Annotated in this window: 12 protein-coding genes; 7 read left to right on the forward strand and 5 right to left on the reverse strand. The window is 70.8% G+C overall.

Annotated elements, in window-relative coordinates:
* Positions 1–33 precede the first annotated feature (33 nt).
* Positions 34–1,695 (reverse strand): serine/threonine-protein kinase, encoded by a 1,662-nt coding sequence (locus NZH93_RS30845; protein ID WP_259626766.1) that lies wholly within the window; start codon positions 1,693–1,695, stop codon positions 34–36.
* A gap of 213 nt (positions 1,696–1,908) precedes the next feature.
* Between NZH93_RS30845 and NZH93_RS30850 the strand changes: the two genes are divergently transcribed.
* Positions 1,909–3,090 carry a sugar efflux transporter gene (locus tag NZH93_RS30850; protein ID WP_259626767.1) on the forward strand — a complete coding sequence of 394 codons (1,182 nt, stop codon included), beginning with the start codon at positions 1,909–1,911 and terminating at the stop codon, positions 3,088–3,090.
* Positions 3,091–3,245: 155 nt separating this feature from the next.
* On the opposite strand, the gene NZH93_RS30855 is transcribed toward NZH93_RS30850, so the two are convergent.
* The 3 genes from NZH93_RS30855 to NZH93_RS30865 all read right to left on the reverse strand — a co-directional run bounded on the left by NZH93_RS30855 (position 3,246) and on the right by NZH93_RS30865 (position 7,428).
* A complete protein-coding gene (locus NZH93_RS30855; protein ID WP_259626768.1) occupies positions 3,246–4,559 on the reverse strand; it encodes a UDP-glucose dehydrogenase family protein in 1,314 nt (437 codons plus the stop codon).
* 119 nt (positions 4,560–4,678) lie between these two features.
* Entirely contained in the window at positions 4,679–5,947 is a 1,269-nt protein-coding gene (locus NZH93_RS30860) for a cytochrome D1 domain-containing protein (RefSeq protein ID WP_259626769.1), read from the reverse strand.
* A 104-nt stretch (positions 5,948–6,051) separates the two neighbouring features.
* Entirely contained in the window at positions 6,052–7,428 is a 1,377-nt protein-coding gene (locus NZH93_RS30865; RefSeq protein WP_259626770.1) for a glycosyltransferase family 4 protein, read from the reverse strand.
* A 151-nt stretch (positions 7,429–7,579) separates the two neighbouring features.
* Here NZH93_RS30865 and NZH93_RS50880 point away from each other — a divergent pair, with 151 nt between their 5' ends.
* From NZH93_RS50880 to NZH93_RS30885, 4 genes are read left to right on the forward strand one after another with little or no spacing between them, the layout of a single operon-like run.
* Complete coding sequence (locus tag NZH93_RS50880) at positions 7,580–9,649, forward strand: glycosyltransferase (protein WP_259626771.1); 2,070 nt, start codon at positions 7,580–7,582, stop codon at positions 9,647–9,649.
* The gene (gene asnB / locus NZH93_RS30875; protein WP_259626772.1) at positions 9,637–11,463 is read left to right on the forward strand and encodes an asparagine synthase (glutamine-hydrolyzing); all 1,827 of its coding nucleotides are present in this window, start codon (positions 9,637–9,639) and stop codon (positions 11,461–11,463) included. The genes NZH93_RS50880 and asnB overlap by 13 nt, the downstream gene beginning before the upstream one ends.
* A gap of 2 nt (positions 11,464–11,465) precedes the next feature.
* On the forward strand, positions 11,466–12,689 hold the full coding sequence (locus NZH93_RS30880; protein ID WP_259626773.1) for an MFS transporter: 1,224 nt from the start codon (positions 11,466–11,468) through the stop codon (positions 12,687–12,689).
* A complete protein-coding gene (locus NZH93_RS30885) occupies positions 12,686–13,636 on the forward strand; it encodes a TolB family protein (protein ID WP_259626774.1) in 951 nt (316 codons plus the stop codon). Before NZH93_RS30880 ends, NZH93_RS30885 begins: the two co-directional genes overlap by 4 nt.
* 132 nt (positions 13,637–13,768) lie before the next feature.
* Here the strand turns inward: NZH93_RS30885 and NZH93_RS30890 are convergent, their stop codons facing one another.
* Positions 13,769–14,542, reverse strand: a complete 774-nt coding sequence (locus NZH93_RS30890; RefSeq protein ID WP_259626775.1) for a right-handed parallel beta-helix repeat-containing protein — start codon at positions 14,540–14,542, stop codon at positions 13,769–13,771.
* A gap of 1 nt (position 14,543) precedes the next feature.
* Between NZH93_RS30890 and NZH93_RS30895 the strand changes: the two genes are divergently transcribed.
* Together NZH93_RS30895 and NZH93_RS30900 are read left to right on the forward strand one after the other, a co-directional pair.
* Positions 14,544–14,900, forward strand: a complete 357-nt coding sequence (locus tag NZH93_RS30895) for a hypothetical protein (RefSeq protein WP_259626776.1) — start codon at positions 14,544–14,546, stop codon at positions 14,898–14,900.
* Between the two features lie 406 nt (positions 14,901–15,306).
* Complete coding sequence (locus tag NZH93_RS30900) at positions 15,307–16,101, forward strand: hypothetical protein (RefSeq protein ID WP_259626777.1); 795 nt, start codon at positions 15,307–15,309, stop codon at positions 16,099–16,101.
* Positions 16,102–16,105: the final 4 nt, after the last annotated feature.

A 16,105-nucleotide genomic window follows, 5' to 3' on the forward strand; every position in this document is an offset into this window, starting at 1 on the left:
GGGCGCCCGACCGGGCACGACCGGGCAACGCGGTCAGCGCGGGTCGAACGTCGACGCGGCGTACCAGGCCAGGGCCGAGCGGAGTTCGCCCACGTCCTGACCCTGCCGCGCCTTGGCCTTCTCGTGCGACACCGGGTACGCGCGGTAGCCGCCCTTGTACGGCTTGAACGTCCCGTGCCCCAGCGACTGCGGCTCACCCGCCGCGGCGACGAGCCACACCACCAGCCACGGCTTGCCGCGGCGGTACATGATCTTGCTCCTGGAGATGGCGTACCACGGCAGCTTCCGCTCACGGCTGCCGCACGAGACGGTGAGCCCGTCCGGCCCGATCTCCAGGCCCAGCCGGGGCCGCAGCGCCCCGACGAGCAGCCGGATCGACCACAGCGAGAACACCAGCGCGGTGATCAGCGCGACGTACTGGACGTCCCGGCCCGCGGTGTCCGTCCCCTGGAAGGCGAGCGCGACCAGAGTGATGAACCCGGTCACCAGCCCCCACCCGATGTCCGACGCGCGCGACTCCTTGAACCGGACGCCGACGGGCTTCTTCGGCTGCGCGACCGACGCGGGCTTGGCCTTCTTCGGCGCCTTCTCGACCTTGTCGGCCTTGTCGGCCTTGTCGGCCTTGTCGACCTTCTCGATCGCCCTCGGCTCCATCGCCTTGGCCATCACGGCCTTCGCCTCGAGGGCCTTGGCCTTCTCCACGACGACCTGCATCGCGCGCTGCATCTGCTTCGCCGCGGCGGCGGCCACGACGGGCGCGGCCTCGGCCATCATCCGCGTCGCGGGCTTGCCGTTCGCGGCGGGCAGCGCGCTCAGCTCGGTGTGCCGCTGCTCCACGAGCGTCCGCACGGGCGCGGGCAGCCACGTGTCGTCGAGGTGCGGCACGTCGATCGTCGCGAGCAGCCTGGCGGGCGTCGGGCGGTGGTCCGGGTCGCGGACGAGGCACGGCACGATCAGCGGCACGAGCGCGGGCGGCACGTGGGTCAGGTCGGGCTCCTGGTGCACCACGCGGTAGACCAGCGAGGCCGTCGAGCCGTCGCCGAACGGGCCGCGCCCGGTGGCGGCGTAGACCAGCACGGCACCGAGCGCGAACACGTCGCTCTGCGGGCCGATCTTGGTCCCGATGACCTGTTCCGGCGACAGGAAGCCGGGCGTGCCGAACACGACACCGGCCTCGGTCAGCGCGGAGTGCTCCAGCGCTCTGGCGATGCCGAAGTCGATCACGCGGGGACCGTCGGTGGCCAGCAGCACGTTGGACGGCTTCAGGTCGCGGTGCACCAGACCCGCGCCGTGGATCGCGACCAGCGCCTCGGCCAGTCCGGCGGCCAGCCTGCGCACCGACTGCTCGGGCAGCGGCCCGTGCGTCTCGACGGCCTGCTGGAGGTTCGGGCCGACCACGTACTCGGTGGCCATCCACGGGCGGTCGGCGTCCGGGTCGGCGTCCACGACGGCGGCGGTCCAGAAGCCGCCGACCGAGCGCGCCATGTCCACCTCGCGGCGGAAGCGTTCGCGGAAGGCCGGGCTCTCGGCGAGTTCGGCGCGGGCCACCTTCACCGCGACCGGACGCCCGCCGCGGGAGCGACCGAGGTACACGGACCCCATCGCGCCCTTGCCCAACCCTCTGAGCAGCACGTAGTCCCCGATGCGCTGCGGCCCGTCCACGGGCAGTGGCTGCACCTGTACTTCCTCCCTCATGCCGTCGGCACTTCCAGAGTAGAGGGATCGACCACCTGTTCGTGGTGACCTGCGATTTTCAGCCACTGTCCGGCGGGTGTTCATGCTGGTGAAACCCGTGATCACCACTTATTTCGGTCTACACTGAAACTATAGTGATGGAGCACGAGAAATCGGTCACTTCCTGGGCTTAATCGATTCCACCGTCCTGGCACGCGCTGAGAGGATGATGGGGTGACTGTCACGGCTGAACTCCCTGTGCCCTTCCGCGTGCGGTCGTTGGTCCCCCTGTCGCTGGTCAGCGCGGCCGTCGGGCTCGGCGCCGCGCTCGCCTTCCCGTTCATGTCGCTGTTCCTCAGCGCGGAGGTCGGCGCGAGCCCCCTCGCGCTCGGCACGTTCCTGCTGATCACGCCGCTCGCGTCACTGGTCGCCAGCACGCTGCTCGGCAGGCTGTCGGACGCGCGGGCGGTGCGCCGCACCCTGCTGATCGTGGGCGCGGTGACGGGCGCGCTCGGCTACGGGCTGTTCGCGGTGCTGCGGAACTACTGGGTGCTGCTGCTGGTGTCGACGACACTGGTCGCGGTGGCGTCGTCGCTGCTGCCGCAGATGTTCGCCTACGCCCGCCAGGTGCTGGAGCGCGGCGGCTCGACCAGGGCCCCGCTGATCATCACGGGTCTGCGCACGCTGATCTCGCTGGCCTGGGTCGCGGGCCCGCCGCTGGCCGCGCTGCTCGTCGCGCAGACCGGGTTCACCGGCCTGTTCGCCGCGACCGGGCTCGTCTTCGGCGTGGTCGCGCTGCTCACCCTCCGCCTGCCCGAGGTCGCCGCCGCACCGCCCGTGGAGGAGGACGTCGAACCGGTGGCGCCCGGTCCCCGGCCCCGGTTCGCGCTGTCGGTGCTCGCGTTCGTGCTGCTCCAGGGCGCGATCTCCCTCGGCGTGGTCACGCTGCCGCTGTTCGTCACCGAGCAGGTGGGCGGCACCACGACCGACGTCGGCCTGATCATGGGCCTGTGCGCCGGGCTGGAGATCCCGCTGATGATCGGCTTCGGCGTCCTGGCGTCGCGGGTGGACCAGCGCGTGCTGGTGCTCGTCGGCGCCGTCGTGGGCCTCGGCTACTTCGGCGCGATGCTGCTGGTCTCGACCACGTGGCACATCGCGGCGGCGCAGGTCCTCAACGCCATCGTAATCTCGGCGGTGATGGGCATCGGCATCTCGTACTTCCAGAGCCTGTCACCGGACCGCCCCGGCTACGCCACGACGATGTTCACCAACTCGGCCACGGTCGCGTCCATGCTCGCCGGGCCGCTGCTCGCCCTCGCGCAGGTGCTGACGTACCGCACCGCCTACGGCATGTCGCTGGCCATGTCCCTGGCGGGCCTCGTGCTGCTCCTGCTGGCCCGCCCCCGCACGACGTAGGACGGAGGGGGTTCCCGCCGCCGCCCCTGCCGCGGCGTGAACCCCCTCCGGGTTCGGTGGGACTCCCGCCGCCCCTGCCGCGGCGAGAACCCCTCCGGGTTTCGGGGTGTCCCCGCCACCCCTGCAGTGGCGTGGACTCCCCGAGCTTCGAGGACCTAGCGGTGACCGCCCAGTCCGGTCCACTTCAGGCCCGCCCGGCTGAGCACGTCCGGGTCGAGCAGGTTCCGGGTGTCGACGACGACGGGCTGGCGGACCAGCCCGGCGACCTTCGCCCAGTCAAGCGTGCGGAACTCCGGCCACTCGGTCAGCACGACCAGCGCCTCCACGTCCTTCGCGGCGAGGTACGGGTCGTCCACGACGTCCATGCCCACCGCGGCCGACGAGCCCACGCCCATCGCCGGGTCGTAGCCGACCAGGTCGGCGCCCGCCTGCTTGAGCAGCGCGGCCACCGCGAGCGCGGGCGAGTCGCGCAGGTCGTCCGTGCCCGCCTTGAACGTCAAGCCCAGCACGCCGATCCGCACGTGCGACAGGGATCCGTTGCGCTTGCCCGTCACGGCGAGCCGGATCTTGTCGACCATCCGCTGGCGCTGCCGGTCGTTGGTGTCGATCGTCGCGCGCAGCAGCCGGAACTCGAAGTCCGCCGCGTCCGCCACCTGGAGCATCGCGTGCGTGTCCTTCGGCAGGCACGAACCGCCCCAGCCGGGACCGGGCGAGAGGAACGACTGGCCGATGCGGCGGTCGTAGCCCATGCCCTCGGTCACGTCGGAGATGTTGGCGCCCAACCGCTCGCACAGCTCGGCGACCGCGTTGACGTAGGACAGCTTCATCGCGAGGAAGCAGTTCGCCGCGTACTTCACCATCTCCGCGCTCGCCGCGTCGGTGAGCACGGTCGGCGCGCCGAGCCGCGAGTACAGCGCCGCCACCCGCTCGGCCGCGTCCTGGTCGTCGCAGCCGACCACGATCCGGTCGGGGTTCAGGAAGTCCTTCACCGCGGAGCCCTCGCGGAGGAACTCGGGGTTCGAGACGACGGAGATGTCGGGCCGCCCCAGCAGCTCCGACGTGAGCACCGTGGTGCCGACCGGCACCGTCGACTTGTTGACGATCACGCAGCCCTCGGCGAACAGGGAGCGGCACTCGTCCACAACGGACTCGACAGCCTTCAGGTCGGCCAGCCCACCGACCCCCATCGGCGTCGGCACGCACAGGAACACGACCTCCGCACCACCGTCGTGCGCCCCGACCGCGGTGGCCGCACCCACGACGAACGAGAGCCGCCCGGACGCGATGCCCTCGGCCACCAGCTCGGGCAGCCCAGGCTCCAGGATGTCGACCTCACCGCGCGTGAGCCGCTCGACCTTCTCCACGTCCACGTCGGCGCACACGACGCGGTGACCGAGGGAAGCCAGGCAGGCACCCGTAGTCAGGCCGACATACCCGGTCCCGATCACTGCGATCCGTCGGATGAACACCTGCGTCACTCCCCTGTTCCCGGCTCGCGCCCATGTGCCGTGGCACCTTTCGCGGCCTACGTCCTCTTGTCGTCCGGGGGCGCCGTCCCCGTTACACCGACCGCGCCCCCGACCCCTCCCTAGAGCAGCCCGATCCCACCGTGGGACACCGACGACGTGTAGTCGTCGTTGCCCGCGAAGCTCGCCGTGTAGCCCTGGAGCAGTGCGCCGACGCCCACCAGCAGCGGCACGTTCGCGTCGCACTTCGCGACACCGGAGGCGTTGGTGGTCGCCGTGCACAACGGCCCGCCGTTGACCAACCGGAAGACGACCTGGCGGCCCTGGACCGGCGCGCCGTCGTGCGTCCGCGTGAGCTTGGCGTCGACGCTGCGCACGGTGAAGCCGAGCACGCGCACCTGCAAGCTCGCCGCCCCCGCCGTCAGCGTGGTCTCGGCGGGAGGCACGCGGTGGATCGCCACGCCCACCGGCTGCGACCCCACGTCCACCGTCGCGGTGACGGCGAGCGAGGCGGTGTCGACGACGGAAACGGTGTTGCTGTTGAAGTTGGTCACGTAGGCGCTCGCGCCGTCCGGCGTGAACGCCACCCCGATCGGCCGGGCGCCGACCGGAACGGTGCCGACCACGGAGATCGACGCGATGTCCACAACGGACACCGACGCCGACTGGCTGTTGGTGACGAACGCGCGGGCCCCGTCCGCCGAGATGGCCACGCCGTGCGGCGTCGACCCGACGGTCACGGTACCGAGCACCGCGTTCGTCGAGGTGTCCAGCACGGCAACGTTGTGCGAAAGCTTGTTGACGACCACGGCACGCGCGCCCGACGGCGTCACGGCCACCGCGGTCGGGGTGTTGCCGGTCGTCACGTCCGCGACGACCGCGTTGGTCGCCGTGTCCACGACGGACACGGTTCCGGGGCCCGCGACGTCGTGGGTGACGTAGAGGGACCTGCCGTCGGGGGCGATGGCGACCCCGTCCGGGTTGGGGCCGACCTGGATCGTGGCCCCGACCGCGAGGGTCGCGACGTCGACGACCGACACGGTGCCGTCGCCGTAGTTGGTCACGTACACGTGGCCGCCGTCGGGCGCCACCACGACTCCCGCCGGGCGCGAGCCCACCGGGATGCTGGCGTCCACGGTGTTCGTCGGCGCGTGGATCACCGTCAGCGTGTTGTCGCGGATGTTCGTGACGTACCCGCGCGTCCCGTCGAAGGCGACGTCCACCATGTAGGGCGAACTGCCGCCGCTGTCGGTGATGGTCGACGTGACCGCGTTGGTCGCCGTGTCGATCACGGAAACCCCACCGCCGTTGTTGGCGATGTAGCCGAACACCCGGCCCGCGGGCGCCGCCGAAGCGGGCGCCGCGGCCAACGCGGTGACGAGCGCCACCACGCCGACCAAGGTCGACTGAGTACGTAAACGATCGAGCACTGGCATGTGGTGCCTCCTGGCGCTTACCCGACCCACTCGCGACATCGTCGGAAGATCGATGTGCGTTAGCCGATCCCCCGCTCGGGCGAATCGTCGCGGTGGGCGCCCACGCGCGAGGTCCGGTCGGCGGCGAACGCCAGCAGCGCCGCCTCGTCCTGGAGGTCGATCACGCGGTTGCCCCACTTGTCGACCAGCGCGCCGTCGAGGGCGGGCGGCCCCTCGGGGAACGGGCCCTTCGACGGGAAGCCGAGCAGCTCGTCGTAGACGCCGACGTAGTTCTCGGCCTGCGGGCGCCAGTCCAGCACCTGCTCGCACCGCTGCCGACCGGCGACGCCGAGGGACGCCCGCCTCTCCGGGTCGTCGAGCAGGTCGAGCAGCGCGTCGGCGAACCCGTCGACGTCGCCGGGCTCCACGAAGACGGCGCAGTCGGCGGCCGACACGACCGTCTCGGTGAGACGGTAGGCGACCACGGGAACGGCGTACGCCATGTACTCCATCGTCTTGTTCATCGTGGAGACGTCGTTGAGCGGGTTCAGCGGGTCCGGCCCGAGGCCCACCGACGCGGTCGACAGGTAGCGGGTGATCTGCTCCGGTCCGACCCGCCCGGTGAACTCGACGTAGTCGTCCAGCCCCATGGCGGTGCTCTGCTTCTTCAGGTCCTCCAGGCAGTCGCCGAAACCGAGCAGCGCGAACCTGACGTCCGTTCGGCCCTTGTCGAGCACGACCCGCTTGGCGATCTCCAGCACGCCGTCGACGCCGTCCTGCGGGCCCATGATGCCGAGGTAGGCCACGAGGTGCTTCCCGCCGCGGCGCAGGGCCTCCACGCCCTCGACCGGGCGCATGACCGTGGTGTCCGGGCCCGAACGGACCACCGTCGTGTGCTCCTTCGGCACGTCCCCGCGTTCCCACGCGATGCGCTGGTACGAGGTGTTCGTGGAGATGACCCGTTGGGCGGTGCGGAACGTGCGGCGTTCGAGCCAGCGCAGGACCCGCAACTGCGCCTTGCCCGCGAGACCGGTCGGCTCGCCGAAGCGGGACAGGAAGACCTCGGGGTTGAGGTCGTGGTGGTCGAAGACGAACTTCACCCCGGCCAGGCGCCACAGCAGCGCGAGCGCCCAGTAGGTGTCCGGCGGGTTGCACGCCTGGATCACGTGGAACCGCTCCCTGCGGCGAACCTTCACGCTCAGCAACGCCGTGCGCACCCAGCAGTACAGGAATTCCCACGCGTAGCCCAGCGCGCCGTCCGCCTGCGGTGGCGGTGCGTACTTGTAGATGTGCACTCCGTCGAGGAACTGGTGAGCGGGATCACCCGGTCCCTTGGGGCAGATCACCGAAACCCGGTAGCCCGCGGCGATGAGCGCGCGGCACTCCAGCCACACCCTCCGGTCCAGCGGGACCGGCAGGTTCTGCACGATGATGAGCACGTGCGGCGAATGCGACACCGGGGATCCTCTTCCTCGCGAACAACGTCGACGTTGTGTTCTCGTTCCGGAAGTCGAATCGGTTACACCTCGGGCCATCTCGTAACGGACGTCCCGACGCGCTCGATGTAGCGGGCGGAAGCGCAACCGAGTGGTTCGGCTAGGAGATGCGGTGGATCGGTCACCTGTCGCGGTGGTCATCGTCACTTACCAGAGCGAACGGGTGATCGTCGACTGCTTGAGGTCGCTCCCCGACGACGTGCTCGTGGTGGTGGTCGACAACGCTTCCACCGATCGGACCACGGCACTGGTCGAGGAGACGTCCCCGAACGCCGTGGTGGTGCGGAACCCGGTCAACGCGGGCTTCGCCGCGGGCGTGAACCTGGGCGTCGCGGCGGCCGAGGGCCACGACGTGCTCGTGCTCAACGCCGACATCCGGCTGCGCCCCGGAACCGTGGAGGCGTTGCGCGCCACCGGTGCCGACATCGCCGTGCCGCGACTGGTCGGCACGGACGGCGCGCTGCACCACTCGCTGCGCCGCGAGCCGACCGTGCTGCGCGCGCTGGGCGAGGCGGTGCTCGGCGGTGGCCGGGCGGGCCGGATCCCGCCGCTGGGCGAAACCGTCCTGCGCCCGGAGGACTACGAGCGCCCGCACGTGGTCGACTGGGCGACCGGCGCGGCCTGGCTGGTCTCGCGCCGGGTCCTCGACGCGCTGGGCCCGCTGGACGAGCGGTACTTCCTCTACTCCGAGGAGACCGAATACATGCTCCGCGCGGGGGAAGCCGGGTTCCCCGTGCGGTACGTGCCGAGCGCGGTGGCCGAGCACATCGGTGGCGAGGTGCAGACCTCACCGCGGCTGTGGTCGATCCTCACGGCGAACAGGGTGCGGATGCACCGGGAGCGCCACGGGCGCGTCGCCGCGGCGGCCATGTGGCTGGCCGTGGCGCTGAACGAAGGACTCCGGTCGCGGGACGGACGCCACCGCACCGCGTTGCGAGGACTGCTCACGATGGCCGAGTGGCCCGCCGAGGTGCCGAGGGCGACCGCCGCGGCCGAGGGGCCGAGCTACCTCTGCTTCTCCGCACAGGACTGGTGGTACCACAACCAGGCGCACTCCGACTTCCAGTTGCTGCGCCGGGTCGCCAAGCACCGCAAGGTGCTGCTGGTGAACAGCATCGGCCTGCGGATGCCGCTGCCGGGCCGCAGCACGCAGTTCGCGCGCCGGATCCTGCGCAAGGCCCGCAGCGTCGCGAAGCTCGTGCGCCGACCGCTGCCCGACACTCCCGGCTTCCACGTGATGACCCCGCTCCCGCTGCCGTTCTACGGCAAACCGTGGCTGCGCAAGCTGAACTCCGTGCTCGTGCGCGCACAGGTGCGCGCCGTGTGCCTCGCGCTGCGGATGGGCACGCCCGCGGTCGTCGCGACCATCCCGACGGCGTGGGACGTCGTCGAGCCGATGAAGCGGCGCACGCTGCTGTTCAACCGGTCCGACCGGCACTCGGCGTTCCCCGAGTCGGACCAGTCGACCATCCGCGCGTTGGAGGACAACCTGCTGTCCCGTTCGGACCGTGTCCTCTACGTGAGCCGCGCGCTCCAGGAGGAGGAGAGCGGCCTCACCGGCGACCGGGCCCACTTCCTCGACCACGGCGTCGACGTCGACCACTTCCGGCGCACCGAGGACCTGCCCGCCGACCTCGCGTCGATCCCCGGCCCGCGCATCGGTTTCTTCGGCAGCCTGGACGACTACCTGGTCGACTTCGACCTGCTGGAGCGCGTCGCCGTCGAGTTCCCGAACGCCTCGCTGGTGATGATCGGCGACGCGACCTGCTCGATGGAGCGGTACGAGAAGTACCAGAACGCGCACTGGCTGGACTTCCGGTCCTACGCGCAGATCCCCGCGTACGGCTCCGGCTTCGACGTCGCGCTGATGCCGTGGCTCGACAACGACTGGATCAAGCACGCGAACCCCATCAAGATGAAGGAGTACCTCGCGCTGGGACTCGCCGTGGTCAGCACGGACTTCCCGGAGGTGGCCCGGTACTCCGACGTCATCCGGGTCGCCCCGGACCACACGGCGTTCATCGAGATGATCCGCCGGACGCTCGCCGACGGCGGCCCCAAGACCCCCGAGGAGCGCCGCGCCGCGGTCCTCACGGCGTCGTGGGACTCGCGGGCGCTGGAGCTGATGGCGCTGGCCGAGGGGACCCACGTCGACGCGGAGGGCGAACCATGTGCGGAGTAGCGGGCATCCGCCGCTTCGACGGCGAACCGGTCGACGCCGAACTGCTGGCGGAGATGGCGAAGCGGCTGCACCACCGAGGTCCCGACGACAGCGGCTTCTGGTCCGACGGCCCGGTCGGCTTCGCGCACACCCGGCTGTCGATCATCGACCTCGCCGGGTCGCCGCAGCCGATGGAGGGCGCGAGCGGCCACACGCACATCACGTTCAACGGCGAGATCCTGAACTACCGGGAACTCCGCGCGGAGCTGTCCTACCCGTTCCGCACCAAGGGCGACACCGAGGTGCTGCTGGCGCTGTACGAGGAGCACGGCGTGCGGGGCGTCGCGAAGCTGCGCGGCCAGTTCGCCTACGCGCTGCACGACTCGAAGACCGGCGAGACGCACCTGGTGCGCGACCGGCTCGGCATCCTGCCGCTGTACTACTACGCGACCGCCGACGTGTTCGCGTTCGCCTCGGAGATCAAGGCGCTGCTCCCGGTGATCGGGGCGCACCGGGTGGACGGGGCGAGCCTGCACGACTACCTGGCGCACCGCTCGGTGCCCGCTCCGTACACGCTGATCGAGGGTGTGCGGAAGGTGCCGCAGGGTCACCACCTCGTGGTCACCGCCGACGGCGCGGTCCGCACCGAGCCGTACTGGGAGCTGCCCAAGGCGCCGGACGTCCTCGACGTCTCCCCAGAGGAGGCCGTGCGGCTCGTGGACGAGGCGCTCACCGCGTCCGTGCGCGACGCGCTCATCGCCGACGTGCCCGTGGGCGCGTACCTCTCCGGTGGCGTGGACAGCAGCCTCATCACCGCCCTGGTGGCCCGTGAGCGCGACGGAGCGGGCCTGCACACCTTCTCCGCGGGGTTCGGTGACGAGCGCGTGGACGAGACGACCTGGGCCCGCAAGGTGGCCGGGATCGTCGGCAGCGAGCACCACGAGGTCGTGGTGACGGCGGACGACTTCCGCGATAGCTGGGCGAAGCTGAGCTGGCACCGCGACGCGCCCCTGTCCGAGCCCGCGGACGTGGCCGTGTTCCGCCTCGCGGAGCTGGCTCGCCGCGACGTCAAGGTCGTCCTGTCCGGCGAGGGCAGCGACGAGCTGTTCGGCGGCTACCCCAAGTACCGCTTCGCCAAGGCGACCAAGCTCGCGGGCGCGTTGCCCGGTGCCGCCCTGCGCAGGCTCGAAGGCGCGCTGCCCGCGAGCAAGGCCCGCCTCGGCGTGGTCGTGCGCGCGCTCGGCGAGCCCAGCTACGCCGAGCGGATGCGCGGCTGGTTCGCGCCGTTCACGACGTCCGAGCGCGACGCGCTGCTCGGCGGTCCGGCCACCCGCTCCGTGCTCGGGCCGTACCAGGACGGCGGCGGCGACGCGCTGAGCCGGATGCTCTACGCCGACTCGCACACCTGGCTCGCCGACAACCTCCTGGAGCGCGGCGACCGCATGTCGATGGCGGCGTCGCTGGAGCTGCGGCCCCCGTTCCTCGACCACCGCGTGGCCGAGCTGGCGTTCAGCCTGCCGAGCGACGTCAAGGTGCGCGGCGGCAAGACCAAGTGGGTCGTCAAGGAGGTCGCGCGCAAGCACCTGCCCGCCGACGTCGTCGACCGGCCCAAGTCGGGCTTCAAGGTGCCGCTGGACGCGTGGTTCCGCGACGGCCTGCGGGACATGGCCTTCGACCTGCTGACCGGTCCGTCGTCGTTCGTCGGCGGGACGCTGGACCGGGCGGCCGTCGCGAAGCTGCTCGACGGGCACGCCACGGGCGCGCGCAACGAACAACCGAGGATCTGGACGCTGCTCTCACTCGAGGTGTGGCACCGCGAGATGACAGGGCACTAGTCATGTACGTCGCCACCAGCCGCCCCAAGGGCGGCGCGGAATTGCGGAAGCGGTTGCCCAGCACCGTTTTCGCCCTCGGCACGGTCAGCCTGCTGACCGACGTCTCCGCCGAGATGATCACCGCTTTCATGCCGGTGTACCTGCTCTTCAGCCTCCAGATGAGCTACCTCCAGTTCGGTCTGCTGGACGGGATCTACACCGGCGCCACCGCGGTCCTGCGCCTCGCGGGCGGGTACGTCGCGGACCGGATGCGGCGGCACAAGGCCGTGGCCGTGGCCGGGTACGGCCTCTCCGCGGTCACCAAGCTCGCCTTCCCGGTGGTCGGCGCGTCCGCGTTCGGCATCGGCGGTGTGCTCGCGCTCGACCGGGCGGGCAAGGGGCTCCGCACGAGCCCGCGCGACGCGATGATCTCCCTGGCCACGCCGAAGGAATCGCTCGGCGTGGCGTTCGGCGTGCACCGCACCATGGACACCATCGGGGCGCTGATCGGGCCGCTCATGACGTTCGCGGTGCTGGCGTGGCTCACCACGAGCCCGGAGCCCATGTTCGTCATCAGCTTCTGCTTCGCGCTGCTGGGCCTGATCGTGCTGGTCTTCTTCGTGCGCCAGCCGCGGTCGGACGCCCCGAGCGGGCGGGTGTCGATCCGCCGGTCGCTCGGCCTGCTGCGCCACGCGGGCCTGCGGCGCACGACCGTCGCCGCGGGTCTGCTCGGCCTGGTCACGATGTCCGACGCGTTCCTCTTCGTGGTGCTGCAACGCGTTTCCGGCCTGAACCCGACGTGGCTGGCGCTCATGCCCGTCGGGACGGCGCTGGTGTTCCTGCTGACCGCCACCCCGATCGGGTCGTTCGCCGACCGGGTCGGCCGCTGGACCGTGTTCTTCGCGGGCCACGTGGTCCTGCTCGCCGCCTACGTCCTGCTGCTCGGCCCGATCACCGGCTGGCCGCTGGTGATCCTCACCCTCGGGCTGCACGGCCTGTTCTACGCCGCCACCGACGGCGTGCTGATGGCCCACGGCGCCACGATGGTGCCCGAGGAGCTGCGGGCGAGCGGGCTGTCGATCGTCCAGACCGGCCAGGCCCTCGCCCGGCTCGTGTCCTCGATCGCGTTCGGCTTCTCCTTGCAGTACCTCGGTTTCACCACGTCGGTCGCGCTCGGCGTCGGCGCGCTGCTGGTGGCGCTGGTGGCCGTGCGGGTCATCATGCTCCGCGCGGAGGTCGAGTCGTGACCCGGCGGCGCATGCTGTCCGGGGTCGCCGCGCTGGTCCTCGTGGTCCTGCTGGGCACCGGGTACGTCCTGTGGACCGTCACCAAGGAGGGTGCCGCGGCCGCGGGCGGGCAGAGCAGCACCGGGCTGCGGTTCGTCGACCAGACCGACGGGCGCAACCGGGTGGACGTGCTGGCCGCCGACGGGTCGAGGACGGCGGGTTCGCTGCGCTGCCAACGGGTCTACTCGGCGGGAGGCACGACCGTCTGCCTGCGGCTCGCGGGGTTGGGCCCGTCCTACGAGGTGGCGGTGCTGGACTCCTCCGGCGCCACGGTGAAGACCGTCGGCCTGCCGGGTGTGCCCAGCCGGGCGCGCGTCTCCGCCTCGGGGAAGATCGTGTCCTGGACGGTGTTCGTGGTCGGCGACTCGTACGCCGTGCCGGGCGGCTTCTCCACCCGCACGGGCTACATCGACCTGCGCGACGGCACCGTCGTGGAGTCGCTGGAGCACTTCACCTCGACGATCGAGGGCAAGGTCGAGCAGCGGGAGAACGTCAACTACTGGGGTGTCACCGTCGCCGAGGACGACAACACGTTCTACGCGACGCTCGGTTCCGGCAGTCAGAACTGGCTCGTCAAGGGCGATCTGCGCGCCAAGACCATGGAGACCGTCCGGCCGGGGGCCGAGTGCCCGTCGCTCTCGCCGGACGGCAAGCGGGTGGCGTACAAGAAGCGCGCCGGTTCCCTCGGGGCCTGGCAGTTGGCGGTGCTGGACCTGGCCTCCGGCAAGGAGACCCCGATCCCGAACAGCCACGGCATGGACGACCAGGCGGCCTGGCTGGACGACTCGACCCTCGCCTACGCGAAGGTCCCGCAGGGCGAGGCGCCCGCGATCTACTCCTCCGCCGCCGACGGCACCGGCGAAGCCGTGCTGCTCGCCGCGTCGGCCTCGTCCCCGTCCCCGCCGTGACGCCCTTCGCCTGAAGGGCTCGGTCCCGGCAACCGCCCCGGCAATCGGCTCGGTCCCGACCCGCGCCCTGTTCCCCACGAACAGCTCGTCCCCGTTCCCACCGCGAGGCGGGGACGGGGACGAGTCGTCAGGTCAGGGCTGGTCGACGGGCTTGCCGCTCGCGGCGAGGTTGCCGGACCACTGGGCGATGCCGACGCCCTTGTCCACCAGCACCTCGCCCCAGCCGCCCGTGGTGGGGCCGAACTTGTTGTCCGTCACGACCGCCCCGGACATGGGGCCCTCCAGCCGCACGATGTAGCCGCCGCCCGCGAGGAAGTTGCCGACGACCTGGAGGTTCTGCGAGCTGTTCCCGCTCGGCTGCACGAAGACCGCGCCGTTCTGGTGCGTGCCGTCGTACGCGACGCCGTCCGGGCCCTCGATGTCGATCCGGTTGTACCTGATCGACAGGTCCGGCCCGCCGTAGCTCTGGATGCCGTCATTGTGAGTGTTGTTCGGGTATGACCCGATCCTGGCCAGGTCGTGGATGTAGTTCTGCTCGATCCTGCTCCGACCGGGCCCGTTCTGGATGCCGTCCGGAGTTCCGGAGATGTCGTTCCGCAGGATCGTCATCGTCGAATCGCCGTGAATCGCGCCGTTGCCCCACTGGTCCTGCGGGCCGCCTTCACCAGCCTTCCACCGAATGGTGGAGTCCTGAATGTCGAGGTGGCCCTTCATTCCGAGGACCGCGGACTGGGCGCTGCGGTTGCCCTCGATGATCGAATCCTTGACGGTGAGGGTGCCGCTCCCCTGGAAGGTGACGCCGCCCTTCACGAAAACCTTGTCCAGCGTCACGTCATTTCCGGTGACCTGGAGCACACCGGAATTCCACGTGGTGCCGCTCGGCCCCTTGCCGGGGCCGTCGATCACGGTGAGGGATCCCGGATCGCCGCGGAAGCCGACCTGGCCCGCCGACGGCACCGTGCCCGGCGCGACCGAGCCGCCGCCTGGAGGTGCCGGGGGCGCTGGTGGCCTGACCACGGGTGGGAGGGAGACGGGCGGCGCCGGTGGCGCGCTGCTCGCCGAACTGGGCGGCGCGCTGGACGACGGCGGAGGACTTGCGGCCACGGCGGTTCCCGAAGAAATCGTGGAATCCGTTCCGGGCGAGGAGACCGGTCTGCCCGCGGCCGGGCCGCAGGCCGCGGTGAGCACGGCACCACCTGCCACGATCGCGAGCATGAATCTTTTTCTCGTTCTTCGCGACGCCGTTCTCTCCGCGGACAACTGAGGTCGTGCGGACATGACATCCTTCCGAGCCGGAAACATTTCGCCCCCCGCAGCGACCGAGGAACGGGTTGCTGCCCCTTCGGCGCCGGTACCTTAGGCAGATCGGCCCGAAGATCACAATGCGATCACGGGAGAAGTCGTGCTCACAATGACGAATTCCACCCACAGGGATGAACAGAGAGTGGCGATCTTGTCCTGTTCACCCAAATCGCCCGTGACGGTACTCTCGGGACAGGCCGCCCGTCATGGTTCATCCGGACCATCTCTTGTAGGGGTTCGGGACTTCGCAGCAGTCGCGGGGGTCACGTCGAGTAACGACCGGGCTGACCGAGCCGATTCGTTATCTAGTAGGCCACTGCGCTGTCCGGCGCCGTGGGGCAACTGCCATCGTTGGGACGCGGATGGACTTGTGGAAGACGATTGTCGTCTTGCTGCGGCGGTGGTACGTCGCGGTGCCCGTCTTCGTGGTGACGCTCGGTCTTGCCGCGGGCACGTACGCCGCTGTGCCGATGCGCTACGAGTCGACGGGCACCGTCGTCCTCACCTCGCCCGCCGAGGGCGCCAGCAGCGAGGCGACCAAGCAGCGGGGGCTCACGAACCCCTTCCTGGCGTTCGACATGAGCCTCGGGGTCTCGGCGGCCATCATCATCCAGAGCCTCAGCACCGAGAGCGTGCAGAAGTCGCTCGGCGCGGACGGCGAGGACACCACGTACGTGATCAGCGGCGCCGAGATCGGCGGACCGTTCATCAACGTCGTCGCGGAGAGCACCTCCGAGGCTGAGGCCAAGGCGACCGTGACGCGGGTGCTGGAACGGGTGCAGAAGGACCTGGCGGACCGCCAGGCGGCCCTGCAAGCCCCTCCCGGCACCTTCATCAAGGTCGAGACGGTGATCCAGCCGACCAAGCCGGAACCCCAGCGGGGCGGGAAGCTGCGCGCGACGGGCGCCGCGGTCGTGCTCGGGTTCGCCGCGATGCTGACCGTGGTGTACGGCCTGGAGAGCCGGGCGCAGGCCAAGCGCAAGAAGAAGGGGAAGGACGACAAGGGCAAGGCGGACGGTCCCCCGCCTCCCCCGGACGACGATGACGACCAGGCCATCGGCTGGCCGAAGGCCGAGGCCCCGCAGAACGGCGACGCGGTGCCCTGGGCAGCTCCGACGCTGCGCATGAAGCCCGCCACCACCGGGTCCAAGCGCTCGGGGTGAGCGC

Origin of the sequence: Umezawaea endophytica, from assembly GCF_025061645.1 — a bacterium.
GTDB classification, from domain to species: Bacteria; Actinomycetota; Actinomycetes; order Mycobacteriales; family Pseudonocardiaceae; genus Umezawaea; species Umezawaea endophytica.

Excerpts from the sequence above, each read along its gene's own strand:
- NZH93_RS30845 (WP_259626766.1), bottom strand. The coding sequence starts at position 1,695 with ATGAGGGAGGAAGTACAGGTGCAGCCACTGCCCGTGGACGGGCCGCAG.
- asnB (WP_259626772.1), top strand. The coding sequence starts at position 9,637 with ATGTGCGGAGTAGCGGGCATCCGCCGCTTCGACGGCGAACCGGTCGAC.
- NZH93_RS30880 (WP_259626773.1), top strand. The coding sequence starts at position 11,466 with ATGTACGTCGCCACCAGCCGCCCCAAGGGCGGCGCGGAATTGCGGAAG.